Below are 23,255 nucleotides of genomic sequence, written 5' to 3' on the forward strand. Positions count from 1 at the left end.
TCGACTTGCATGTGTTAAGCACGCCGCCAGCGTTCGTCCTGAGCCAGGATCAAACTCTCCAACAAAAAACTGTCAGAAAAATGTCCCGGCAACAAACATGTTGTCACCAAAGGAATCCCACCAACCACCCCCAAAAAAGAGGGACAGCCGGCCGGGGTATCAAACAAACTTTGGCACTGGCTTTACAAGCACCCTGTTGAGTTCTCAAAGAACAACCACACACCAGACCCGCACCGCCATCGGCGACCCGCATCCGGGGCAACTCCTCCACTCTACCCGGCCCGGTTCGTGCCGTCAACAACCAGCTTGCCGGTTATCGCACCCACTGTCCGGATCCCGCGAAGTGACACACACCGACCACCGTCGGCGCACACCTGAGGGAATCAGCAGGCCGTCCGCAGCGAAGCCCCTCGGCCCCGCACCTCGTCCGGTTCCCTGCCGGCCGTTCACATTACCCGACACCGGCGCCCGCGCCAAACCGAGTCCATCGATTCGGTGAAACCGCCGCCGCCATCGGGCAACCGGTCAAGGCCGGCGCACCGCGCCACCCGCCCGGACCCGCATCACCACCAGAGATGATCTCCAGCGGCCCCGCGGGCAGAGAGAAAATTACGCGGTCCGGATCCCGATCGTCAAATCAGGAAACCCCGACCGCGTGGCGGCCCACCCGTATGGGCGAACTCGGTGGTCGACACCGGGGCGTCGGCGGGTCATTCCCGCCCCCGCGCTTACGAGCAGACCCCGTGTTCAACACCGGGCGCCAGCAGGTCATTCCCGCCCGCGCCGGCGGATGAACCCGCTCGGCCTGTCCCGTGGGCCGGCCCACCCGGCCGACGCAACGGTGAGTGGTACAGCCACTCGACCATTCGCGGCATTCCCCGGGGCTCCCGGAGAACGGCGGCGGGGCTCCCGGAGAATGGCGGCGCTCGCGCCCCCCAACGGCGTCCCGAGCGGCACCGACCGACGCCTTCCCCGGCCGTCGCATTCCCTGCTCCGTGCAGGGAGATGGCGATGTACCGGACGGCAACCGCCGGCGGCAGGGGAGCTCAACACGACCACCGCGCCCCGCATTCCCCCGGACCAACCTGACGTATGCCGGCACCCCACCGGGTAAGAGAAACGGTGCAACATCTGCCGGTACCCCCAGGAGGCCACGATGGAACGCAGCGAACACGGTCCCGTCAGCAGCACGGCGGTCGATCCGGCCGAGGGCCGGACGATCGACCCCCGCAGCGACGAGGAGCTGCGGGAGACACGCGAAGCGCAGCAGGCGCACGGCGGGAGCATGGCGCCGGGGATGGTCGACGCCACCGGGCACCAGGTAGCGCAGGCACCGCCGACGAGTAGCGACTGAGCGACACGAGCAGCGACCGAGCGACGGGTAACGGGCCGGCTCGGGTCGGGCACGGATTACGACTCGGCCGGGTACTGCCTACCACCACGGCGTACCCGGCTTCCACTACGGCGTACCCGGCCCGGCTCCGCCGGTCCCGGCGTCCGACCCGGTCGCTCCGTCCGGCTCGGCCCGGTCCCGCCCGCGACGGCCGGTACGTAACCGCCCGCGGAGACCCGTACGGGACCGGTACGGCGGCAGCTCGCCGGCGGCGTGTGCGGCCGCGTCCACGACCCGGCGGAACGCCAGCCGTTGCCGGTCGGTCACCAGCGCCGGCCGCCAGGACGTCTCCGGCGGCCGGACGGCGGCCTCCACCTCGACGCGCAGCCGGTCGACCGCGGCGACCAGCGCGCCATGCTGTTGCCAGGCGCCCTGGTCGGCGCGCGGGTCGACGACCAGTACCTCCCCCAGCCGGTCACGCCTGCGATGCAGTTCGGCGAGGTGCGCGTCGACGTCCATGCGTACCGCGTCGGCCGGTGCGGTGCCCGCCACGAGCGGGACCGTGCTCTCCAGGGCAGCGGCGGCGCACTCCAGGACATCGGCCAGGGCGGTACGTTCCTCCTCGTCGTAGGCACGGGCCTCCTGCCCGGTCGGCAGGAAGTACGTCCGGTCGAACAGCGCACGGCACAGGTTCCGCAGTGACACGTAGCCGTGCTCGAGGCCGGTCAGCGCGGTACGCAGCAGCGGCTGTACCTGCCGGACGGTCCCGGTACGCGGGTTGAGCCGGGCGCTCTGCTCGGCGCGCTCCAGCGACCGGTCGGCGCGCGCGACCTCCGCACCGAGGGCACGCGCCTCGGTCAACCAGTGGTCGGCCGCCGCACGCGACCAGTTCGCGCGTACGTCGCCTGCGAGTCCGCGCAGGAGCCGCGCCATCCGGTCGGCCAGGTGGCCGATCGCCGCACCGGCCGGCCGGACGTGGAGCGGAGGCACGATCACGAGGTTGACGAGGACCCCGACCGCGGCGCCGACGAGCGTCTCGTACACCCGCTCCACGGCCACCTCCTCGGCACCGCCGACGGCGAGGACGAGCATCGCGCTGATCGGTACCTCCAGCAGGTGCGGCCCCAGCCGTAGCAGCAACCCGACGACCAGCGACACCGCCACGACCGCACCCAGGCTCCACCAGGTCAGCCCGGCGAACGTGGCGACGCCGAGCGCGACCAGTACACCGGCGAGCACGCTGGCGACGCGCTGCACCCCGTGGGCGACCGTGTCGTACATGGTCAACTGGACGACCAGCAGCGCGGTCAGCGACGCGAGCACCGGCTGGGCGCTCGTGCCGACGGCGTCGGCGACGACGTACGCCAGGACGGCGGCCAGCGTCGTCTTCGCCGTCCGCAACCCCGGGACCCGCCCGTACCGCCGGAGGGCGACGGGCAGGCGGCGCCGAGGACGGGGCGTCAGTCGCGACAACAGGCGCATCGTGGTCCCGGGTAAGAGCCGACATCGACGTACTGTTTTGTCCCCGAACAGCGACCGCCGTAACCACCGCCGTAACCACGGTGCGCGCTACGCGCCTACTTCGCGCTGCGTGCCTACGTCGACGTACCGAGCGCCTACGTCGACGTACCGGCTGTGAGCCGGCGACGAGGCAGCGCACGGGCTACGGCAACGGCGACGAGCCAGCCGAGCGCAGCGGCCAGCGCCACCCGCTCCAGGACACCGGTCGCGGCGCCCCGGCCGGCGACGGCCATCGACATTCCGGCGGCCGCGAGCAGCGGTACGGCAACCGTCAGGCCGCCCCGCCCGACCCGCCGTACCGGGCCGTCCACGCCGGGTCGGGCGAGTACCAGCATCGCGCCGCCGAGCAGCAGCAATCCGGCGATGCTGGCACCGGCGTGGACGAGGTCGGCCGCGGTGGGCGCCTCGTACGGTGGCAGCGGGCAGCCGCGGGTGCACCGGACCACGCTGGAGACGATCGCACACGGCGCGGCTCCGGCCAGCAGCGTCGCGGCCGGGCGGGATGAGCCGCGCAGCACCACCGCCAACAGCGCGACGGCGCACCCGACGCAGATCACGCTCCACCGGTACAGCCCGGCCCGGGGTGCCCCGGTCACACCCGACTCACTCACGTACCCGGCCACGCGCGCGTAGCCGCCGGTGGCGACGGCCAGCCCCGCGGCGCCGGCGACCATGAGCAGGGCGGCGCTCCCGGCCGCCATCCGCTCGACGGCCGGCCGGCTCTCCCGCCCCGTTCTCACCACTCCAGTGTCCGCGCGGCACGGTACACGGCCGCCGACCGGTACCCGTCCGGAGCCGGCCCGCTCGACCGCCCGCCGCGGTATTGGCCGCCCGCGTCTCGTCGTCCGGCGCCGGTTGCGGACCTCCTCCGGCCTCGTGGTTCTGCCAATCGTCACACGTCGCGCCCAAAGCGGATGCGGTGGGCGGCATCCCCATCGCCGAGGACAGCGCTCAGCGCCACCGGCTCGCCGCGCTGGTGGACGTGTGCACCGAACCGGATCTGACCAGTGCGGTGAGGGGATGGATGGACGGTAGCCGGCAGGTCGAACGGCCCCGGCCGGGGACGGTCGCGCCCACGCTGCGGGAAGTCCTTGAGCAGGTCCCGTACCGTCGAGGATGTCGGGGCGACGAACAGCCCCGAACCCGACGAAGGGGGCATGACATGGCCCAGTTGACCCGACCTGCCAGCGGTCGGTGGATCGCCGGCGTCTGCGCCGGCCTCGCCCGCCGGTTCGGTATGTCGCCGACCGTGGTCCGGCTGCTGTTCATCCTGTCCTGCCTGCTGCCCGGTCCGCAGTTCCTGGTCTACCTCGCGCTATGGATCATGATGCCGTCCGAGTAGTCCCGCCGGACCGTGGTCGTGCCGAGCAGACAAGGGACCGCCGAGCAGACGAGGGACCGCCGAGCAGACGAGGGGCCGCCGAGCAGACGAGAGGCCGTTGCCGGACGTGTCCGGCAACGGCCCCTCACGTCGGCCGGTCTCGGGTTACCGAGCACCGCCCCCGAGCGCCATCGCCGACAGCAGCTCGTACGCGACGTGCGAGGCGGCGATGCCGGTGATCTCGGCGTGGTCGTACGCCGGCGCGACCTCGACCACGTCGGCGCCGACCAGGTTGCGGCCGGCGAACGAGCGGAGAATGGCGAGCAGTTCCCGGCTGAGCAGGCCGCCCGACTCGGGCGTACCGGTGCCGGGCGCGAAGGCCGGGTCGAGGACGTCGATGTCGACCGACACGTAGACGGGCCGGTCGCCGACGCGCTCGGCGATGCGTTCGACCACGCCGCGGGTACCGATGTCCTCCATCTCCCGTGCGTGCACGATCTGGAACCCGACCTCGACGTCGTCGGTCAGGTCCTTCGACGAGTACAGCGGGCCGCGGATGCCGACGTGCAGGCAGCCGGTCGGGTCCAGCAGCCCTTCCTCGGACGCCCGCCGGAACGGGGTGCCGTGGGTGTACTCGGCGCCGAAGTAGGTGTCCCAGGTGTCGAGGTGGGCGTCGAAGTGCACCACGGCGACCGGGCCGTGCCTGCGGGCCATCGCGCGCAGCAGCGGCAGCGCGATGGTGTGGTCGCCACCGATGGTGAGCAGCCGGTTCGACCGCTCCAACAGGTGGTTCGCGCCGCGCTCGATGGCGGTGACCGCCTCATCGATGGAGTACGGGTTGACCGCGATGTCGCCGGCGTCGACGACCTGCTGGCGACCGAACGGCTCGACGTCGAGCGCCGGGTTGTACGGGCGCAGCAGCCGGGACGACTCGCGGACGTGGGACGGGCCGAAGCGGGCACCGGGCCGGTAGCTCACCCCGGTGTCGAACGGGACGCCGACCACGGCGACGTCCACGTCGGTCACCTCGTCGATGCGGGGCAGGCGGGCGAACGTGGCGGGGCCGGCGAAGCGCGGCATGACGCTCGCGTCGACCGGGCCGACGCGCGTACCGGAGACGACGCGGGGAGGGGTGTCACTCACGGGGCTTCCTCTTGCTGATGGGGGTGGAAACGGTGTTCGTCGGCGCGGTGTGTCACCGGCGCGTACAGCTCCGGCCGCCGATCGGCGTGCACGTCGTTGTGGTCGCTGATGCGCTTGTCCCGGGCCTGGTCGAGGTCGAGGTCGGCGGCCACGGTGCCCGCCCGTTCTCCGACCAGGTCGCGCAGCGGCCAACCGTCCGGATCGACGATGACCGTGCCGCCCACCCAGCCGACGCCGCGCTCGTCGCCGGCCCGGTCGGCGACCGCGACGTACATCCGGTTGGTCGCGGCCGCCGCCTGGACCCGCACGATCTCGCTCGGGCGTTCGCCGGCGGGGCGCGGCAGCCGCGGCCAGTTGACCGGAGCGCACAGCAGCTGCGCGCCGCGCAGGGCGGGCAGCCGGACCCACTCGGGGAACTCCAGGTCGTAGCAGACCATGACGGCGATCCGGCCGTGGCGGGTGTCGACAACGGGGGGTGGCTGGTCGCCCGGGGTGAACACGAGCTTCTCGCGGTCCCACAGGTGCGCCTTGCGGTACAGCGCCCGCACGCCGGTCGGGTCGACCAGGACGGCCGAGTTGCGCAGCCGCCCGCCCGGATCGACTTCGCAGAAGCCGCCGACGAGCACCAGGTCAAGCCGGTGGGCCAGCCCGGCCCAGCCGGTGACGGTCGGCCCGTCGGCCGGCTCGGCCAGCGACCGCGCCTCGGCGGCGTCGCTGAACACGTACCCGCTGTTGGCCAACTCCGGTACGACGACAACGCGGGCGCCCGCCGCGGCTGCGGCTTCGACGGCGTCGCGTACCCGGGCGCGGTTGCCGTCGACGTCACCGACGGCGAGGTGGACCTGGCAGCAGGCGACCCGGACCGACGTCACCGGTTCACCGCTCCGCGTCGTGCGACGGGTCGTGCGACGGGTCGGGCGACAGGTGTTCGTGGACCGCGAGCCAGCCGCCGGAGGCGTCGCGCCGGAACACGATGGTCTCGCGCTCGCGCAGCTCGTCCGGCTCCCCGGCGAGCCGGGTGCGTACGCGGTGGGTGAAGACGGCGGTGTCGGCGCCGAGTACCTGTACCCGCTGGTCGAGCGAGCGGCAACCGAGGACGCGGAAGCCGTCCGCCTCCCAGGAGCGCCAGATCTGCTCGTACCGGGCCCGGGAGGTGATCACCTCGTCGGTGTTGTGGAACACGAAGCTGGCGTCGTCGGCGAAGCTGGCGAAGTAGCCGGCCACGTCGTGCGCGCCGAACGCGGCCACCAGGGCGCGGGCCGCGCCGAGCACCTCATCACCCGTACTCCGCACGACATCCTCCAAGCACCGACGATCCGTCCGCCAACGCCTGAGGATGTTGCCATGTGGACAACCTAAGTTGCAAGTGAGTAAACGAATGCCACTCCGGACACCGGGTTCTGGTCCAATGGTTTCCCGCCTCCTACCCGGAGGCTTCGCGCGCAACGGAAGGTCGATGCGGTGAGACCCGTCCCGGTAGCCCCCAGCAACGGTCGGTTGCGGATCGGCGCGCGACTGCGCGCCGCCCGCCAGCGCCAAGGGCTGACCATCGACCAGGTCGCCGCCGCCGCCGAGGTGACGAAGGGCTTCATCAGCCGCATCGAGCGCGACGAAACTTCGCCCAGCGTAGCAACATTGGTAACCGTTTGTGAGGTGCTGTCCCTTCCGATCGGGACGCTGTTCGACGCGCCGCAGACCGATGTCGTCCGCCGGGACGACGCGCCGCGCATCCACCTGACCGGGGCCGGAGCCGACGAGCGGCTGCTGACGCCGCGCGGGCAGGCCCGACTGCAGTTGATCCGGTCGGTGGTGGAGCCCGGCGGCACCGGCGGCCCGGACCTGTACACCCTCAACTGTGACCTGGAGGTCCTGCACGTCCTCACGGGCACCATCGAGGTGTCGTTCAGCAACGACACCCAGCGGCTCGGCGCCGGCGACACCATCACGTTCTCCGGGCGGGAGCCGCACAGCTGGGTCAATCCGGACCACAGCCGGAGCGCGGAGGTGATCTGGGTGATCGCGCCCGCGGCCTGGGACACCTCCGCATGACCGCGGACACCTCCGCATAGCGGCCCGAAGAGCCACACACTCCCCCACCTCATCGACCGAACGGGCGCCGACAGCGACGACCCGGTTGACTTCCGGGCAGCAACAGTTGACTCACAGACAAATTCGGTTCAGCATGAGGCAACTTTCCGTCGGGTCTGCCGTACCCCCGTCACCTCCAGGAGTTGCCCGGTGGCATCAGAGTTGTCGTCCCCGCCGGCGCCCGTCGCCGCACCACTCATCGAGGTCCGCTCGATCGACTGGGTACCCGACGAGGAGCGCCACGGCCGCCTGTGGCACCAGGCCCCGCTGTGGTTCCTCGGCAACTTCCAGTACTTCTCGATCCCGATCGGCTTCATCGGCCCCGCCATGGGCCTGTCCCTGGGCTGGACCGCGCTCGCCGGCACGCTCGGCATCGTCATCGGCTCCCTGTTCATGGCGTTCCACGCCTCGCAGGGACCGACGCTCGGGCTGCCTCAGATGATCCAGTCGCGCGCCCAGTTCGGCTACCGTGGCGTGCTCATCCCGCTGTTCGCCACCTTCTTCACCTACCTGGCGTTCAACGTCACCGACCAGGTGCTCCTCGGCGTAGGCCTGAACAGCGCGTTCGGCTGGAACGCCAATCTCGTCGCCGTCGTCGTCACGATCGGCGCCGTGCTGCTGGCGGTCTTCGGGCACGACTGGGTGCACAAGGCCTTCCGCGCCCTGCTCTACGTGTCGGTGCCGCTGATGACCATCGTGACGATCGGCATCATGACCGGCCACGGCGGCGGCCACCCCAGCGAGGCCCAGTACGGGTTCAGCTGGGTGGCCTTCATGGCCCAGCTCGCTGCAGCGGCCGCGTACAACATCACCTACGCGCCCTACGTGTCGGACTACTCCCGGTACCTGCCCTCGTCGACCAAGCCCCGTTCCGTCATCGCGTCCGTGTTCTTCGGCGCCTCCGGTTCGGCGATCTGGCTGATCATCCTCGGCGGGTGGCTGGCGATCCGGCTGGGCGCCGACGACCCCTTGACCGGTCTGCAGACCGCCGGCAACAACGTGATCCCGCACCTGGGCCAGGCCGTGGCGCTGCTGTCGGCGCTGGCGCTGGCCGCCACGATGGGCATGAACGCCTACGGCGGCATGCTGACCGTGCTCACCGCGGTCGACTCGGTCAAGCCGATCAAGCCGACCCAGACCGCCCGGGTGATCACCGTCCTGGTCTTCGCAGTCGTCTGGTTCGCCATCGGCCTGGCGATCAGCAAGAACGGCGCGGGCGCGGTCGGCACGGTATTCACCGCTCTCACGCTGATGCTGTACCTGCTGGTGCCGTGGACGGCCGCCAACCTGATGGACTTCTTCGTCGTCCGCCGCGGGCACTACGCGATCACCGAGCTGTTCAAGGTGCGCGGCCTGTACGGCACGTGGAACTGGCGGGGTCTGACCGCCTACGCGATCGGCTTCGTGGCCGAGATCCCGTTCATGGTGCTGCCCGACCTCGGCGGCTGGAAGTTCGTCGGCCCGGTCGCCGAGGCGATGGGCGAGGTCGACATCGCCTGGCTGGTCGGCCTGGCCGTGACGGGGGTCGCCTACGTCCTGCTCACCCGCTCGCTCGACCTCGCGGCCGAGCAGCGCGCCGAGGCCGCCAGTGACCGGGCGCTGGACGAGGCCCTGCACGCCGGCGAAGTGACCGCGTGAGCATCCAGGCCCGGGTACTGACACAGGCCGGCGCGCCGACCGTGGCGTCCCCGCTGGAACTCGTCGAGCCCAGCGGGGACCTGGTCCGGGTCCGGCTGACCGCCAGCGGCGTCTGCCACTCCGACCTGCACGTCGCGAACGGCGAGTGGTCCGCTCCCCTGCCGATGGTGCTGGGCCACGAGGGCGCCGGGATCGTCGAGGCGGTCGGGCCGGACGTCCGTACGCTGCGCCCCGGCGACCACGTCGCGCTGTCCTGGTACGCGCAGTGCGGCGTCTGCCGGCACTGCCGGCAGGGGCGCACCTGGCTGTGCAGCGGCACCCGGTCCACCAGCCACGAGCTGCCCGACGGCCGGACCTCGCTGCGGGACGCGACCGGCGCGGCCGTGCACGCCTTCCTCGGGCTGGGTACCTTCGCCGAGGCGACCGTCGTGCCGGAGGCCGCCGCCGTGGCGGTGCCCGCCGACGTACCGGCCGGCGTCGCCGCGCTGATCGGCTGCGCGGTCACGACCGGCGTCGGCGCGGTGCTCAACACGGCGCAGGTGCGCTCCGGCGACAGCGCGGTGGTCGTCGGCTGCGGCGGTGTCGGCCAGTCCATCCTGCTCGGGCTCGCCATGGTCGGGGCCGACCCGATCGTGGCGGTCGACCTGTCCGACGAGCGGCTCGCGCACGCCCGGACGCTCGGCGCCACCCACGTGCTGCGCGGCGACGACCCCGACCTGGCCGCCCACGTGGCCGCCGTCACCGACGGTGGCGCCGACCACGCCTTCGAGGCCATCGGCCGGGCCGAGACGATCGCCGCGCTACCGTCACTCGTCGGGCGGGGCGGTCAGGCCGTCCTGGTCGGCATGCCGGCCGAGGGAGTGACCGCCGGCATCGACCCGTTCGACCTGGCCGACGCCGGTAAGCGCATCCTCGGCTGCAACTACGGCAGCAGCGTGCCGGGAGTCGACTTCCCGCGCATCGCGCGGCTGTACCGGACCGGCCGGCTGCCACTGGACGCCCTGATCGGCGCCACCCGTACCCTCGACGACCTCGACGCCGCCTTCGGCGACCTGCGGAACACCGTCGGGCTGCGCACGATCCTCGACCTCACCGCCCAAGGAGTGTCATGACCCGCCGGGTACAGAACGTCATCGACGGCACGCTGGTGGACGCCGCCGACGGCCGCACCATGGACCTGATCGACCCGTCCACCGGAGAGGTGTTCGGCACCGCCCCGCAGTCGGGCGCCGAGGACGTCGACCGGGCCTACGCCTCGGCCGCCCGGGCGTTCGAGACCTGGCGCGACACCACGCCGGCCGAGCGGCAGCGGGCGCTGCTGCGCTTCGCCGACGCGGTGGAGGCGCGCGGCGCGGAGCTGGTCGCCGCCGAGAGCGAGAACACCGGCAAGCCGCTCGCGCTGACCGCGGACGAGGAGCTGGCCCCGTCGGTCGACCAGATCCGGTTCTTCGCCGGCGCCGCGCGGCTGCTCGAGGGCAGGAGCGCCGGCGAGTACCTCGCCGGCCACACGTCCTACGTGCGCCGGGAGCCGGTCGGGGTGGTCGGGCAGGTCGCGCCGTGGAACTACCCGCTGATGATGGCGGTGTGGAAGTTCGCCCCTGCGGTGGCCGCGGGCAACACGGTCGTGCTCAAGCCCAGCGACACCACGCCGGTCACCAGTGCGCTGCTGGCCGAGATCGCCGCCGAGTTCTTCCCGCCGGGCGTGCTCAACGTCGTCTGTGGCGACCGCGACACCGGCCGGGCGGTCGTGTCGCACCGGACACCGGCGATGGTGTCGATCACCGGCTCGACCCGGGCCGGGTACGAGGTCGCGGCCGCCGCGGCCGCGGACCTGAAGCGCGCGCACCTGGAACTCGGCGGCAAGGCTCCGGTGATCGTCTTCGACGACGTCGACGTCGAGGCGGCGGCCGAGGGCATCGCGGGCGCCGGCTACTTCAACGCCGGCCAGGACTGCACCGCGGCGACCCGGGTGCTGGTCAGCGCGAAGGTCGCCGATGAGTTCGCGCAGGCGCTCGCCGCCCAGGCGCGAGGCCTGCGTACCGGTCCGCCGTCGGACACCGACGCGTTCTACGGCCCGGTGAACAACGCCAACCAGCTCGCGCACGTCAGCGGCCTCGTCTCGCGCGTGCCCGACCACGCCACCGTGCTCGCCGGCGGCGCCCGCCAGGGCGAGCGGGGCTACTTCTGGCAGCCCACCGTCGTGGCCGGCCTGCGCCAGGGCGACGAACTCAGCAAGACCGAGGTGTTCGGCCCGGTCATCACCGTGCAGCAGTTCAGCGACGAGGACGAGGCGGTCGCTCTCGCCAACGACGTCGAGTACGGCCTGGCCTCCAGCGTCTGGACCCGCGACCACGGGCGGGCCATGCGGGTGGTGCGCCGGCTGGACTTCGGCTGCGTGTGGGTCAACACCCACATGGCCATCGTGGCCGAGATGCCGCACGGCGGCTTCAAGCACTCCGGGTACGGCAAGGACCTTTCGATGTACGGCCTGGAGGACTACACCAGGATCAAGCACGTCATGCACAACCTCGACTTCTGACCTCTCCGACCCTCCATCCCCCGACAAATCCACTCTGGAGAGAAAAAGTGAGCACCATCCCGCAAGCCCGCCTGCTGCGCACGGAGATCCCCGGTCCGCGCTCGGTCGAACTGCACGCCCGCAAGGCCGCCGCGGTATCGGCCGGCGTGGGAATCACCCTGCCGGTCTACATCGAGCGTGCCGGCGGCGGCATCCTCGTCGACGTCGACGGCAACCAGCTGATCGACTTCGGTTCGGGTATCGCGGTCACCTCCGTCGGCAACGCCGCGCCCCGGGTGGTCGACGCGGTCCGCGCGCAGGTCGCCGACTTCACCCACACCTGCTTCATGGTCACCCCGTACGAGGAGTACCTGGCGGTCTGCGAGGCGCTCAACGAGCTGACCCCGGGCGACCACGAGAAGCGCTCGGCGCTGTTCAACTCCGGCTCCGAGGCGGTGGAGAACGCGATCAAGATCGCGCGCCACGCCACCGGCCGCAGCGCCGTCATCGCCTTCGACCACGCCTACCACGGGCGCACCAACCTCACCATGGCGCTGACGGCGAAGTCCATGCCGTACAAGCACGGGTTCGGGCCGTTCGCCAGTGACATCTACCGGATGCCGATGGCGTACCCGTACCGCTGGCCGACCGGCCCGGACAACTGCGCCGAGGAGGCGTTCGCCGCCTTTGTCGCGCAGGCGCACGCCCAGGTCGGTGAGTCCAACGTGGCGGCCGTCATCGTCGAGCCGATCCAGGGCGAGGGCGGCTTCATCGTCCCCGCGCCGGGCTTCCTGCGCATGGTGGCCGACTGGTGCCGCGAGAACGGCATCGTGTTCATCGCCGACGAGATCCAGTCCGGCTTCTGCCGCACCGGCGAGTGGTTCGCCATCAGCCACGAGGGTGTGGTTCCCGACCTGGTCACGACGGCCAAGGGCATCGCCGGCGGCCTGCCGCTGTCGGCGGTCACCGGTCGCGCCGAGATGATGGACGCCGTGCACGCCGGCGGCCTGGGCGGCACGTACGGCGGCAACCCGGTCGCCGCCGCGGCCGCGCTCGCCGCCATCGAGACGATGCGCGCCGACGATCTCAACGCCGCCGCGAAGCGGATCGAGTCCATCATGGTGCCCCGGCTGCGCGAGATGGCCGCCAAGTACGACGTCATCGGCGACGTCCGCGGCCGCGGCGCGATGATCGCGATCGAACTGGTGGAGGGCGGCGGCTCGACGGAGCCCAACGCCGCGCTCACCGGCCGGGTCTCGGCCGCCTGCCACCGCGAGGGTCTGGTGACGCTCACCGCCGGTACCTTCGGCAACGTGCTGCGCTTCCTGCCGCCGCTGGTCATCGGCGACGACCTGCTGACCGAGGGCCTCGACATCCTCGAGGCGGCCCTGGCGGCGAACGCATGAGCGCCGCACTACCCGCCGACACGCCCACCCGGATGTTCGTCGGCGGCGCCTGGACCGGTGGCGAGCAGGGCGATTTCGCCGTCCTGGACCCGTCGACCGGGGCCGAGATCGCCCGGGTGCCGCGCGCCGGCCGGGGCGACGTGGCCCGCGCGGTCGAGGCCGCGTCGGCGGCGGCGCCCGGCTGGGCCGCCACCGCGCCGCGGGAGCGGGCCGAGACGCTGCGCCGCATGTTCGCGCTGATGACCGCCCGGCGCGAGGACCTCGCGTACCTGATGTCGCTGGAGATGGGCAAGTCGTTGTCCGACGCCCGCGGCGAGGTCAGCTACGCCGCGGAGTTCTTCCGCTGGTTCTCCGAGGAGGCGGTGCGGATCGGCGGTGAGCTGCGGACCGCGCCGTCGGGGGCCAACCGGATCCTGACCTTCAAGAAGCCGGTCGGGGTGGCGCTGCTGCTGACGCCGTGGAACTTCCCCGCCGCGATGGCCACCCGCAAGATCGCCCCGGCGCTGGCGGCCGGTTGCACCGTGCTGCTCAAGCCGGCCGAGGACACCCCGCTGACCGCGCTCGCGCTCGCCGCGATGCTGGCCGAGGCCGGGGTACCCGACGGCGTGGTCAACGTGCTGACCACCGACCGGCCCGGTGAGCTGGTGGAGTGGGCCCTCGCGGACGACCGGGTCCGCAAGCTGTCGTTCACCGGCTCGACCGGGGTCGGCCGGATCCTGCTCAAGCAGACCGCCGACCGGATCGTCAACTCGTCGATGGAGCTGGGCGGCAACGCGCCGTTCATCGTCCTCGACGACGCCGACCTGGACGCGGCGGTCGAGGGCGCCATGCTGGCCAAGATGCGCAACGGCGGCCAGGCCTGCACCGCGGCCAACCGGTTCTTCGTGCACGCCGACGTCGCGGGCGCGTTCGCCGAGAAGCTGGCCGCCGCGATGGGCGCGCTGCGGATGGGTCCGGGCACCGCCGAGGACACCCAGCTCGGCCCGATCGTCAACGCCAAGCAGCGCGACGGTATCGCCAGCAAGGTCGACGAGTCGGTCGCGGCCGGCGCGAAGATCCTGCTCGGCGGTACCCGCCCCGAGGGGCCGGGCTTCTTCTACCCGGCCACGGTGCTCACCGACGTGCCGGTCGACGCCCCGGCGGGGCGCGAGGAGATCTTCGGCCCGGTCGCCGCGATCATCGCAGTCGCCGACGACGACGAGGCGGTACGGCTGGCCAACGCCACCGACATGGGGCTGTCCGGGTACGTGTACACCCGCGACCTGGCCCGCGGCCTGCGGGTCAGCGAGCGGCTCGAGGTCGGCATGGTCGGGCTCAACCGCGGCCTGATCTCCGACCCGGCCGCGCCGTTCGGCGGCGTGAAGCAGTCCGGCCTCGGCCGGGAGGGCGGCTACGAGGGCATCGAGGAGTACCTGGAGACGACGTACGTCGCCACCGAGTGGTGAACCCGACACCGCGGTAGGAAGGGGGACCGTCCACCCGACAGGGGTAGGACGGTTTCCCTCCTTTCGGGCCATGGCGGACCGATCCGGATGGTGATCAGTACGCTGCGCCTCTGAGTACGGTGACCGGACCATCCGGGCCGCCGTACTCAGGCCCGCACCGCCCACCCTCCCGGAAGCTGGACGCATGACCGACACCACCACGCCATCCCTCCGGGTGGGTATCACCGCCACCGGCTCGTACCTGCCGGAACGGGTGCTCACCACCGCCGAGCTGCAGGCCGACGTCGAACGGGCGAGCGGGCTGCGGCTGCCGGGACGGCTGTTCGAGACGGTGAGCGGCATCACCCACCGGCACGTGGCCGGCCCCGACGAGTACGCCTCCACCCTGGCGGTGCACGCCGCCCGGCGGGCCCTCGCGGCCGCCGGCCTCGACCCGCTCGACGTCGACCTGCTGCTGTTCGCCTCGGCCACCCGGGACATGGTGGAGCCGGCCACGGCGCACATCGTGCAGGCCGAGCTGGGTTCGCGGGCGCACGCGTTGGACGTCACCAACGCCTGCAACAGCTTCCTCAACGGTATCGACGCCGCCCGTACGTTCATCCTGGCCGGCCGGGCGCGCCGGGCGCTGGTCGTCACCGGCGAGACACCGACCCGCTCCATGCGTCCCCGGCTGGACTCCCTCGCCCAGGCCCGCGAGGCGTTCGCCGGGTTCACGTTCGGCGACGCCGGCGCGGCGGTGGTGGTCGAGGCGGTCGACCGGGGCGGCATCCTCGACGTCGACACCGACACCCGCTCCGCGCACTGGACCGTCGGCGGGATCCCCGGCGGTGGCTCCCGGCACCCGCGCGGCGACGAGTACACGTACTTCACCGGCGACGGCCGCGAGCTGCGCGGGGTCTTCGAGAAGCTCGGCACCTCGATCCTGGACGGCGTGCGCTACCGCACCGGCCTGGAATGGGACGACTACGCGCGGGTGCTGGTGCACCAGGTGACGCTGCCGTACCTGGACCGGTTCGTCGAGGTCACCGGGGTGCCACGGGACCTGCTCGAGGTCACCGTCGCCGACCACGGGAACATGGCCAGCGCCACCCTCGGCGTGCAGCTCGACCGGGCGTGGCCGGCCCTCGCCGCCGGTGACCGGGTGCTGTTCGTCGGGCTCGGCGGCGGGATCAGCGTGATGACGATGGCGTGGGAGCGGTCGTGAGCGGGCGGCTGTGGGTGATCGTGCCCGCCTACAACGAGGCCCGGCGCATCCGCGCCACCCTGGACGCGCTCGCCGCTCAGTCCGATGTGGACTTCACGCTGCTGGTGGTGGACAACAACTCGCACGACGGCACCGCCGACGTGGTACGGGCGTTCGCGCCGCACGCGCCGATGCCGGTGGAACTGCTGGTGGAGCCGGAGAAGGGGGTCGGCTGCGCGGTGGACACCGGCTTCCGGTACGCCATCGCGCGGGGCGCGACGCTGCTGGCCCGTACCGACGCCGACTGCCTGCCGCGCCCCGGTTGGGTGGCGGCCGCGCGGGCGGCCCTGGACGACGGCGCCGGCATGGTGTGCGGGCGGATCACCGCCCGCCGCGACGAGAACGGCCCCCTCGCGCGGGCCGGGTTCGCGGTGGCGGTCGCCGTGGCCGCCACGTTCGGTCGGCTGCGCCCGGCGCACCGCGGCGACTACCTGGCGCCGTACCGGATGCACGCCGGCAACAACATGGCCATCACCGCCGAGCTGTACTCCCGCTGCGGCGGGATGCCGCGCCGGCCGTCGCCGACCGACCGCACGTTCCTCAACCGGGTCCGGCGCACCACCGCGTCCATCAGCCGCAGCCGGGCCATGGTGGTGGAGAACTCCACCCGTCGGCTGCGGGCGTACGGGCTGGTGGGCACCGCGCGCTGGTACCTCGACGGCGGCAGCGGCGACCTCACCCCGGACCCGCGATGACGGCGGAAGGAACGGAGCGCTGATGCTGGACGGACTGGAGACGGCGCTGCGCCGCAGTCACCCCGATCGGCCGGCCGTCCTCGGCCGGCGGGGCCTCCGCCGCGGCGACCTGGCCGACCTGGCCACCGGCTACGCCGCCGCGCTGCACCACCGCGGGCTGGCCGCCGGCGACACCCTCGGTGTCGCGGTACGGCCGGGCCCGCGGGCGCTGGCCCTGATGCTCGCCGCGTACCGGCTGGGGCTGCGGGTCGCGGTGCTCGACCCGTCGGCCGGCCCGGACGTGCTGACCGCCCGGTTGGCGCTCGCCCGGCCGGCGCTCGTGGTCGCCGACGCCGCCGCGCAGGCGGTGGCCGGCTGGGCGCAGCGGCTGGCCGGCCGGGCCGGCCTCGCCCTGCCGGCGCTCGACCGGCTCGGCCCGGTGGCGACGGTGGGCCGCCGGCTGCCCGGCTGCGCGCCGGCGCTGGCGCCGGGCAGCGCCGTGGGTGTGCCCGACCGCTCCGACGCCGACGGTGACGCGGTCATCGTGTTCACCTCCGGCACCACCACCCGGCCGCGCGCGGTGGTACACAGCCGCGCCGGCGTGAGCGCCGGCATGGCGGCGGTCGCCGCCCTGGTCGCACCCCGGCCGGGCGAGGTCGTGCTGGGCGGTACGTTCTTCGTCCTGGTGCCGTCGCTGGCCAGCGGCGCGCCGGTGGCGCTGCCGGCCCGCGCGCCCCGCCGGCTGGCCGCCCAACTGGACCGGCTGCGGCCACAGGCGACCTACCTGACCCCACCGCAGCTACGCGCCGCGCTCGACGCCGGCGCCCGCTTCTCCGGTGCCGTCTACAGTGGATCGGCTCCGGTCAGCGCGGCGCTGCTCGGGCGGGTCCGCCGCACCGGCGCGGCGGCCGCGTACGGCGTGTACGCGCTGACCGAACTGTTCCCCGCCGCCGCGGTGGAGGCGGACGAGAAGGCCGCCTTCGACGGCGACGGCGATCTGGTCGGCGCGCCGCTGCCGGGCGTCACCGCGTCCCTGGACGACACCGGCCAACTGCTGCTGGCCGGGCGAGCGGCGGCGCACCGGTACCTCGGCGAGGATCCGCTGGAAAAGGTGGCGACCGGCGATGTGGGCCGGCTCGACGTGCACGGGCGGATCGTGCTCGCCGGCCGGTACAAGGACATGATCCTGCGCCGCGCCGAGAACATCTACCCCGGGCTGTACGAGCCGGCGCTGCACGTACCGGGCGTCAACCTGGCGCTGCTGGTCGGCGTGCCGGCCGACGACGGCGACGAGCGCCTCGTCGCGCTGGTCGAGCCGCAGCCGGGCGCCGACGAGCGTGCCGTGCGGGCCGCGCTGGCCGGGCCGCTGGCCCGGATGGGTGCCGCCCGGCCGGACGCGGTGCTGCTGGCCCGGGTACCGGTGGCCGGCCGGTCCCGCAAGCCGGACCGGGCCGCCGCTTCGGCGCTCGCCACCCGGCTGCTGGCGGGGTCCGGCCGTGGGTGAGCCGGGGCCGAGCGCGGCCGTCGATGACCCGGCCCGGCGTCCCCTCCGGCGCATCCGGCCGCTCCGCCGGATCGCGACCGCGCGGGTCATGGTGGCGCACCGCCGCTACACGGGCGCCAACGGTGACGCCCTCGCCGGTGCGCTGACCTACGCGCTGCTCATCAGCGCGGCGCCGTTCGTCGCGCTGGCCACGCTGGTACTCGGCGGGCTCGGCGTGAGCAGCCGCACCATCGCCACCCTGCTGCACCGCGCGGCCGGCGTGGTACTGCCCCAGCACGTCGCCGCCGCCGTCGACAGCATCCAGCCCGGGCCGGTCGCGCTGCGGGTCGTCCTCGTCGGCGCCCTGCTGTGGGGTTCCCTGCGGCTCATCCGCGCGCTGCGCACGGGGGTACGCGCCATGTGCGGCCAGCCCGCCGGCAGCGGCAACCCGGTCCGTGACGGCATCCGCGACGCGCTGCTGGGCGTCGGCCTGCTCGCCGCGATGGCCGCCGCGACCGTGGCCACCGCGCTCGCCGCCGGCGGCAGCCGCTGGGGGGTCCTGCTCAGCCTGCCGGTGCTCGCCGGGTTGCTCGCCGCCGCGATGGTGCGCTGCTCCTGGCGGGGCGAGGGCCGCCCCACCTGGCCGGCGGCGCTGCGCGCGGCGGCCGTCGCCGCGGTGGCGCTGCACCTGCTGACCGTCGCGGCCGGGCCGTACTTCGCCGCCGCCGGGGCCCTGCACGCCACGCTGTACCGGTCGGCCGGCGCGGTCGTCGGCGTCCTGGTCTGGTGCAACATGGCCTGCCGGATCGTGCTGCGGGCCGCCGCGTGGGCCTCCACCGCCGACGCCGCACCCGGGCCGGCATCCGCCACCGCGTCGATCGGTCCACTGTGGGTGGTCGTCCCGGCGTACAACGAGGCGTCCGGGATCGGCGCCACGCTCGACGCGCTCGCCGCGCAGACCGATCCGGACTTCTCGCTCGTGGTCGTCGACGACGGCTCCACCGACGGCACCGCCGACGTGGTACGCCGGTTCGCGGCAGGCGCGCCGTTCCCGGTGACGGTGCTCGACGAGGCCGGCCGCGGGCCCGGTGCCGCCGCCGACACCGGCTTCCGGTACGCCATCGCGCACGGCGCGGTGCTGCTGGCCCGTACCGACGCCGACTGTCTGCCCGCGCCCGACTGGGTGGCCCGGGCCAGGGCGGTGCTGGCCGGCGGCGCGGAGATGGCGTGCGGGCGCAGCGTCCCGCGCCCCGACGAGCGGCCCAACCCGGCCGAGCGGTACCTGTTCCCGGCCGCCGTGCGGATGGCTGCCTGGTACGGCCGGCTGCGCCCGGCGCACCGCCGGCCCGAGTTCCGCACCCCGTACGTGCTGTGCCACGGCCACAACCTGGCCCTGACCGCCGACCTGTACACCCGCTGCGGCGGCGCCAGCCACACCCCGCTGTACGCCGGCTCCGAGGACGTGGAACTACTCAACCGGGCCCGCCGGCACAGCGACCGGATCGTGCGCGCCGAGCAGCTCGTGGTCTACAACAGCCTGCGCCGGCTGCGCGCATGGGGTCCGCGCCGGACCCTGATGTGGTACTGGGACCGCCGCTACCGCCCCGCCGACGAGGCCGCGGTCCACGTCCGGGCGGTGGGCGCGTGACCGTGGCCCGCCGCCGTGACCGGGCGGTCTACACCCGCAGCCATCCGGTGCTGTTCACGCTGCTGAACCTGACCCGCCGGGCACCGACCGTCCGGATCGGACGGACGGTGCTGGTGCACGCCGCCGACCCGTTCCGGGAGGCGCTGACCCGGCTGCCGCTGGACCGCACGGCCGCCGGCACCACCGGCGGCATCGCCCGTGAGGTCAGCGGCGGCGCCGGGGTCCTGTTCGACCAGGCCGGTGCCGACCACCGCGGGGCCCGGCGCGACCTGGCCGACGCGCTCGGGGTGGCCGGTGTGGAGCGGCTGCGGCCGCGGTGGCAGGAGGTTCTCATGCGCCGGCTGGCGCCGCTGGCCACCGGCGCGCGGGTCGACGTGGTCGACGTGGCGCTGGAGCTGTCCGGTACGGTCGCGGCCGCGCTGCTCGACCTCGACGTCGCACCGCGCGAGCTGGCCGCCGCCGCGCGTACCGCGGCCGGGACGGCGGCCCGTGCCCACCTGCCCGGCCCTCGCGCACGCCGGCACGCCGCAGCCGCCCGGGCGGCGGTCGCCGACCTGCTGGCGCTGGTCGGCGACGAGCGGACCGCGATGGTCGCGGTCGCGGCGGTGAACACGACCGTCGCGGCGCTGCCCCGCGCGGTCGCCTGGTGCGCCGACGACGGGCTGTGGCCGGCCGCCGCCGACCCGGCCACGGCCGCGGTGCTCACCGACGAGCTGCTGCGGGTGCTGGCCCCGACGCCGCTGCTGCCCCGCGTCGCGGCCGCCGACGACATGGTGGGCAGCCGGCCGGTCCGGGCCGGCGACCGGCTGGTCCTGGTGACCCGGCACGCCGTGCACGCCCACGACCGCGACCCGGACGTGTCCGCGCCGCAGCCGGCCGCGACCACTCAGCTGGTCTTCGGGGCCGGCCCGCACGCCTGCCCGGGTGCCCGGCTGGCGCGCACCCAGCTCGTCGACGCCCTCGCGGCGTTCGCACCGTACCGGCCGGCCGTGCGGCGGGCGCGGGTCGACCGGCGCGCCGCGCTGCCCGGCTGGGCCGGCCTCGAGGTGGCGGCCACCGCGGGAGGTGCGGCGTGCGGCTCGCGGTGACGGGGGCGAGCGGCTTCTGCGGCGCCGCGGTGGCCCGGGCCGCCGTCGCGGCCGGCCACGACGTGGTGTGCCTGAGCCGGCGGCCCGGTCCGGTCGGCCGGCACGTGCCCTGGGACGCCGCCCGCGACGTGCCCGACCTGGCCGGCGCGGACGCCGTGGTGCACCTGGCCGCCGCGGTCGGCGACCCGCCGCCGGGCGCCGCGGTGGAGGCGACCTACCGGCGGGTCAACGTCGACGGGACCGCCCGGCTGCTGGCGGCGGCCGGCCGGCCGGTGGTGTACGTCAGCAGCGCCAGCGTGTACGGGCCTGGCCGGTACGACCGGCCGCTCACCGAGGAGCACCCGGCCACCGGCCAGGCCGGCGCGTACGGGCAGACCAAGGCCGCCGCCGACGCCCTCGCGCTCGCCGCCGGGGCGGTCGTCCTGCGCCCCCGGGCGGTGTACGGGCCGGGCGACCCGCACCTGCTGCCCCGGCTGCACCGGGCGGTCCGCGCCGGGGTGGCCGCCCTGCCCGGCCCGGACACCACGCTGAGCCTCACCGCCGTGGACAACCTCGCCGACGCGTGCCTGGCGGCGCTGGACTGGCCGGCCGGCGCGTACAACATCACCGATCCGCACGCCTACCGGCGCGACGAGGCGATCGGCCGGGTGCTGGACGCCCTCGGCACGCCGGCCCGGCTGGTGCACGTACCGGTTCCGCTGGCCTACGTGGCGGCGTCGGCGGCCCGGCTCGCCGGCCGGGTACGCCGGAAGCCGCCGACCCTGACCCGGTACGCGGTCGACCAGCTCGCCCACGGCGTGGTCCTGGACACCGCCCGGGCGGCAGCGCGTGGCTGGCGGCCGCGGCACGATCTGGACGGGTTCCTCGCCCGGCTGCGCCAGGGCCGGACCCGGGGGTGATCCACCTCATTTCGCGCGAAACGTCCGCTGAGGGATGTTTGTCATATGCAAACGACCCGGACAGCCGCCCCGATCGTCGACCGACATGACGGTCACCGCCTCGGCGACCCGGGATACCGGCGGCTGTCCCTGGCGCTGTTCGCCGCCGGGATCGCGACCTTCTCCTCGCTGTACTGCACCCAGCCGGTCCTGCCGCTGCTCGGGACCGCGTTCGGGCTGACACCCGCGCAGGCGGCGCTGAGCGTGTCGGTGACGACGCTCGCCCTCGGGATCGGAATGATCCTGGTCGGCCCGCTCTCCGACGCGTACGGCCGGGTCCGGTTCATCCGGCTCTCGCTCGGCGCCACCGCTCTCGTCGGGCTGGCCTGCGCCGTCGCGCCCACCTGGCCGGCGCTGCTCGCGCTGCGTACCGTGCAGGGCCTGGCGCTGGCCGGACTGCCCGCGGTCGCGATGGCCTACCTGCGCGAGGAGGTGCACCGGGCGGCGCATGCCCGGGCCACCGGCCTGTACGTCGCCGGCACCGCCATCGGGGGCATGCTCGGCCGACTCGTCGCCGGGGGCCTGGCCGACCTGCTGGGGTGGCGGGCCGCGGTCGGCGGCGTCGCGCTGCTCGCCCTCGCCTGCGCGGTCACCGTGTTCGCCCTGCTGCCGCCGTCGCTCAACTTCATCGCCGCGCCGGCCCGGCCCGGCCGGCTGGTCCGGCAGGCCGGCCGGCTGCTCACCGATCCCGTCCTGCTGGCACTCAACGGCGTCGCGGCGACCCTGATGGGCGCGTTCGTCGCGGTCTTCAACGCCCTCGGGTTCCGACTGGCGGCCGCCCCGTACCGGCTCAGCGCCGCCGTGGCCGGCCTGGTCTTCCTCGTGTACGCGCTCGGCTCGCTCGCCTCCGCGCTCGCCGGGCGGCTGGCCGACCGGTTCGGACAACGCCCGGTCGTCCCGGCCGCGGTCGCGGTCATGGCGGCCGGCATCCTGCTCACCCTCGCCGGGCCGCTGCCGCTCGTCGTCACCGGCCTGGCGGTGATGACGTTCGGCTTCTTCGCCGCGCACGGCGTGGCCAGCGGCTGGGTCGCCGCGCGGGCCCAGGTCGGCGGTGGCGGTACCGGTCAGGCCTCGGCGCTGTACCTGCTCGCCTACTACCTGGGCTCGTCGGTGTTCGGCGCCCTGGCCGGCCGGGCCTGGACGGGCGGCGGCTGGGCCGGCGTGACCGCGATGACGGTGGTGCTGACGGCGTTCGGCGGGCTGCTCGCCCTCGCGCTGGTCCGGACCCGACCGCTGCCCGGGGCGCCGGGCCGGCAACCGGCCGCGTCCTGACCGGCTGCCGCGCCCGACCGGCGGCCCTGGTACGCCCGGCTACTTCTGCTGCTGGGCCGCTTGAGCACGCAGCCGCGCGTCGTTCTCCCGCAGCTCCGGGGTGAACGCCTCGCCGAAGTCGTCGGCGTCGAACACCTGCCGGATCTCGATCTCGGACTCGCCCACCATGGGCGACGGGCAACGCCGGACCCACTCGATGGCCTCCTCCTTCGAGTTGACCTGCCACAGCCAGAATCCGGCGATGAGCTCCTTGGCCTCGGCGAACGGCCCGTCGATCACGGTCGTCTTCCCGTTGGCGAACCTCACCCTGGCCCCCTTGGAACTCGGGTGCAGTCCCTCGCCAGCCAGCATGATGCCGGCCTTCACCAGCTCCTCGTTGTACTTCTGCATGGCGGCCAGCATCTCCTCGCTGGGCATGACGCCGTTCTCGCTGTTCTGGTCGGCCTTGACGAGGATCATGAATCGCATCGCGGTCTCCTTCGGTCTCACCGGGCCG

Annotated in this window: 21 protein-coding genes and 1 rRNA gene; 15 read left to right on the top strand and 7 right to left on the bottom strand. The window is 73.8% G+C overall.

Features of this window, described 5'->3' with window-relative positions:
- A 16S ribosomal RNA gene (locus tag ACNTMW_RS02795) occupies nucleotides 1-65 on the bottom strand; the annotation flags it as partial.
- Nucleotides 66-1,156: 1,091 nt separating this feature from the next.
- Here ACNTMW_RS02795 and ACNTMW_RS02800 point away from each other — a divergent pair.
- On the top strand, nucleotides 1,157-1,354 hold the full coding sequence (locus ACNTMW_RS02800; protein ID WP_426631732.1) for a hypothetical protein: 198 nt from the start codon (nucleotides 1,157-1,159) through the stop codon (nucleotides 1,352-1,354).
- A 105-nt stretch (nucleotides 1,355-1,459) separates the two neighbouring features.
- Here the strand turns inward: ACNTMW_RS02800 and ACNTMW_RS02805 are convergent, their stop codons facing one another.
- On the bottom strand, nucleotides 1,460-2,806 hold the full coding sequence (locus ACNTMW_RS02805; RefSeq protein ID WP_426631733.1) for an FUSC family protein: 1,347 nt from the start codon (nucleotides 2,804-2,806) through the stop codon (nucleotides 1,460-1,462).
- Between the two features lie 143 nt (nucleotides 2,807-2,949).
- Entirely contained in the window at nucleotides 2,950-3,594 is a 645-nt protein-coding gene (locus ACNTMW_RS02810; RefSeq protein ID WP_426631734.1) for a DUF998 domain-containing protein, read from the bottom strand.
- Between the two features lie 422 nt (nucleotides 3,595-4,016).
- On the opposite strand from ACNTMW_RS02810, the gene ACNTMW_RS02815 reads away from it, so the two are divergent.
- Nucleotides 4,017-4,196: a PspC domain-containing protein gene (locus ACNTMW_RS02815; RefSeq protein WP_426631735.1), complete on the top strand. Its 180-nt coding sequence runs from the start codon at nucleotides 4,017-4,019 to the stop codon at nucleotides 4,194-4,196.
- Between the two features lie 144 nt (nucleotides 4,197-4,340).
- Here the strand turns inward: ACNTMW_RS02815 and speB are convergent, their stop codons facing one another.
- From speB to ACNTMW_RS02830, 3 genes are read right to left on the bottom strand one after another with little or no spacing between them, the layout of a single operon-like run.
- On the bottom strand, nucleotides 4,341-5,318 hold the full coding sequence (gene speB / locus ACNTMW_RS02820) for an agmatinase (RefSeq protein WP_426631736.1): 978 nt from the start codon (nucleotides 5,316-5,318) through the stop codon (nucleotides 4,341-4,343).
- On the bottom strand, nucleotides 5,315-6,190 hold the full coding sequence (locus ACNTMW_RS02825; RefSeq protein ID WP_426631737.1) for a nitrilase-related carbon-nitrogen hydrolase: 876 nt from the start codon (nucleotides 6,188-6,190) through the stop codon (nucleotides 5,315-5,317). The genes speB and ACNTMW_RS02825 overlap by 4 nt, the downstream gene beginning before the upstream one ends.
- Nucleotides 6,191-6,194: 4 nt before the next feature.
- Entirely contained in the window at nucleotides 6,195-6,611 is a 417-nt protein-coding gene (locus ACNTMW_RS02830) for a YybH family protein (RefSeq protein ID WP_426631738.1), read from the bottom strand.
- Nucleotides 6,612-6,779: 168 nt separating this feature from the next.
- Here ACNTMW_RS02830 and ACNTMW_RS02835 point away from each other — a divergent pair, with 168 nt between their 5' ends.
- The 13 genes from ACNTMW_RS02835 to ACNTMW_RS02895 all read left to right on the top strand — a co-directional run bounded on the left by ACNTMW_RS02835 (nucleotide 6,780) and on the right by ACNTMW_RS02895 (nucleotide 22,759).
- The gene (locus tag ACNTMW_RS02835) at nucleotides 6,780-7,367 is read left to right on the top strand and encodes a helix-turn-helix domain-containing protein (RefSeq protein ID WP_426631739.1); all 588 of its coding nucleotides are present in this window, start codon (nucleotides 6,780-6,782) and stop codon (nucleotides 7,365-7,367) included.
- A gap of 189 nt (nucleotides 7,368-7,556) precedes the next feature.
- Nucleotides 7,557-9,044 (top strand): purine-cytosine permease family protein, encoded by a 1,488-nt coding sequence (locus ACNTMW_RS02840; protein ID WP_426631740.1) that lies wholly within the window; start codon nucleotides 7,557-7,559, stop codon nucleotides 9,042-9,044.
- Entirely contained in the window at nucleotides 9,041-10,156 is a 1,116-nt protein-coding gene (locus ACNTMW_RS02845; RefSeq protein WP_426631741.1) for an alcohol dehydrogenase catalytic domain-containing protein, read from the top strand. The genes ACNTMW_RS02840 and ACNTMW_RS02845 overlap by 4 nt, the downstream gene beginning before the upstream one ends.
- Nucleotides 10,153-11,583, top strand: a complete 1,431-nt coding sequence (locus ACNTMW_RS02850; protein WP_426631742.1) for a gamma-aminobutyraldehyde dehydrogenase — start codon at nucleotides 10,153-10,155, stop codon at nucleotides 11,581-11,583. Before ACNTMW_RS02845 ends, ACNTMW_RS02850 begins: the two co-directional genes overlap by 4 nt.
- Nucleotides 11,584-11,630: 47 nt before the next feature.
- A complete protein-coding gene (gene gabT / locus ACNTMW_RS02855; RefSeq protein ID WP_426631743.1) occupies nucleotides 11,631-12,968 on the top strand; it encodes a 4-aminobutyrate--2-oxoglutarate transaminase in 1,338 nt (445 codons plus the stop codon).
- Nucleotides 12,965-14,413 carry an NAD-dependent succinate-semialdehyde dehydrogenase gene (locus ACNTMW_RS02860; RefSeq protein WP_426631744.1) on the top strand — a complete coding sequence of 483 codons (1,449 nt, stop codon included), beginning with the start codon at nucleotides 12,965-12,967 and terminating at the stop codon, nucleotides 14,411-14,413. Before gabT ends, ACNTMW_RS02860 begins: the two co-directional genes overlap by 4 nt.
- A gap of 184 nt (nucleotides 14,414-14,597) precedes the next feature.
- A complete protein-coding gene (locus tag ACNTMW_RS02865) occupies nucleotides 14,598-15,617 on the top strand; it encodes a 3-oxoacyl-ACP synthase III family protein (RefSeq protein ID WP_426631745.1) in 1,020 nt (339 codons plus the stop codon).
- Nucleotides 15,614-16,351: a glycosyltransferase family A protein gene (locus tag ACNTMW_RS02870; RefSeq protein WP_426631746.1), complete on the top strand. Its 738-nt coding sequence runs from the start codon at nucleotides 15,614-15,616 to the stop codon at nucleotides 16,349-16,351. Before ACNTMW_RS02865 ends, ACNTMW_RS02870 begins: the two co-directional genes overlap by 4 nt.
- Nucleotides 16,352-16,373: 22 nt before the next feature.
- Nucleotides 16,374-17,834 carry a class I adenylate-forming enzyme family protein gene (locus tag ACNTMW_RS02875; protein WP_426631747.1) on the top strand — a complete coding sequence of 487 codons (1,461 nt, stop codon included), beginning with the start codon at nucleotides 16,374-16,376 and terminating at the stop codon, nucleotides 17,832-17,834.
- The gene (locus tag ACNTMW_RS02880) at nucleotides 17,827-19,461 is read left to right on the top strand and encodes a YhjD/YihY/BrkB family envelope integrity protein (RefSeq protein WP_426631748.1); all 1,635 of its coding nucleotides are present in this window, start codon (nucleotides 17,827-17,829) and stop codon (nucleotides 19,459-19,461) included. Before ACNTMW_RS02875 ends, ACNTMW_RS02880 begins: the two co-directional genes overlap by 8 nt.
- Nucleotides 19,458-20,549: a cytochrome P450 gene (locus ACNTMW_RS02885; protein ID WP_426631749.1), complete on the top strand. Its 1,092-nt coding sequence runs from the start codon at nucleotides 19,458-19,460 to the stop codon at nucleotides 20,547-20,549. The genes ACNTMW_RS02880 and ACNTMW_RS02885 overlap by 4 nt, the downstream gene beginning before the upstream one ends.
- Nucleotides 20,534-21,448: an NAD-dependent epimerase/dehydratase family protein gene (locus ACNTMW_RS02890; RefSeq protein ID WP_426631750.1), complete on the top strand. Its 915-nt coding sequence runs from the start codon at nucleotides 20,534-20,536 to the stop codon at nucleotides 21,446-21,448. The genes ACNTMW_RS02885 and ACNTMW_RS02890 overlap by 16 nt, the downstream gene beginning before the upstream one ends.
- 45 nt (nucleotides 21,449-21,493) lie before the next feature.
- Entirely contained in the window at nucleotides 21,494-22,759 is a 1,266-nt protein-coding gene (locus ACNTMW_RS02895; RefSeq protein ID WP_426631751.1) for an MFS transporter, read from the top strand.
- 39 nt (nucleotides 22,760-22,798) lie between these two features.
- On the opposite strand, the gene ACNTMW_RS02900 is transcribed toward ACNTMW_RS02895, so the two are convergent.
- On the bottom strand, nucleotides 22,799-23,227 hold the full coding sequence (locus ACNTMW_RS02900; protein WP_426631752.1) for a YciI family protein: 429 nt from the start codon (nucleotides 23,225-23,227) through the stop codon (nucleotides 22,799-22,801).
- Nucleotides 23,228-23,255 lie beyond the last annotated feature (28 nt).

The organism is Planosporangium spinosum (genome assembly GCF_049999945.1).
Lineage (GTDB): Bacteria > Actinomycetota > Actinomycetes > Mycobacteriales > Micromonosporaceae > Planosporangium > Planosporangium spinosum.

Excerpts from the sequence above, each read along its gene's own strand:
- ACNTMW_RS02875 (WP_426631747.1), top strand. The coding sequence starts at position 16,374 with ATGCTGGACGGACTGGAGACGGCGCTGCGCCGCAGTCACCCCGATCGG.
- ACNTMW_RS02800 (WP_426631732.1), top strand. The coding sequence starts at position 1,157 with ATGGAACGCAGCGAACACGGTCCCGTCAGCAGCACGGCGGTCGATCCG.
- ACNTMW_RS02900 (WP_426631752.1), bottom strand. The coding sequence starts at position 23,227 with ATGCGATTCATGATCCTCGTCAAGGCCGACCAGAACAGCGAGAACGGC.
- ACNTMW_RS02895 (WP_426631751.1), top strand. The coding sequence starts at position 21,494 with ATGCAAACGACCCGGACAGCCGCCCCGATCGTCGACCGACATGACGGT.
- ACNTMW_RS02850 (WP_426631742.1), top strand. The coding sequence starts at position 10,153 with ATGACCCGCCGGGTACAGAACGTCATCGACGGCACGCTGGTGGACGCC.
- ACNTMW_RS02865 (WP_426631745.1), top strand. The coding sequence starts at position 14,598 with ATGACCGACACCACCACGCCATCCCTCCGGGTGGGTATCACCGCCACC.
- ACNTMW_RS02860 (WP_426631744.1), top strand. The coding sequence starts at position 12,965 with ATGAGCGCCGCACTACCCGCCGACACGCCCACCCGGATGTTCGTCGGC.
- ACNTMW_RS02815 (WP_426631735.1), top strand. The coding sequence starts at position 4,017 with ATGGCCCAGTTGACCCGACCTGCCAGCGGTCGGTGGATCGCCGGCGTC.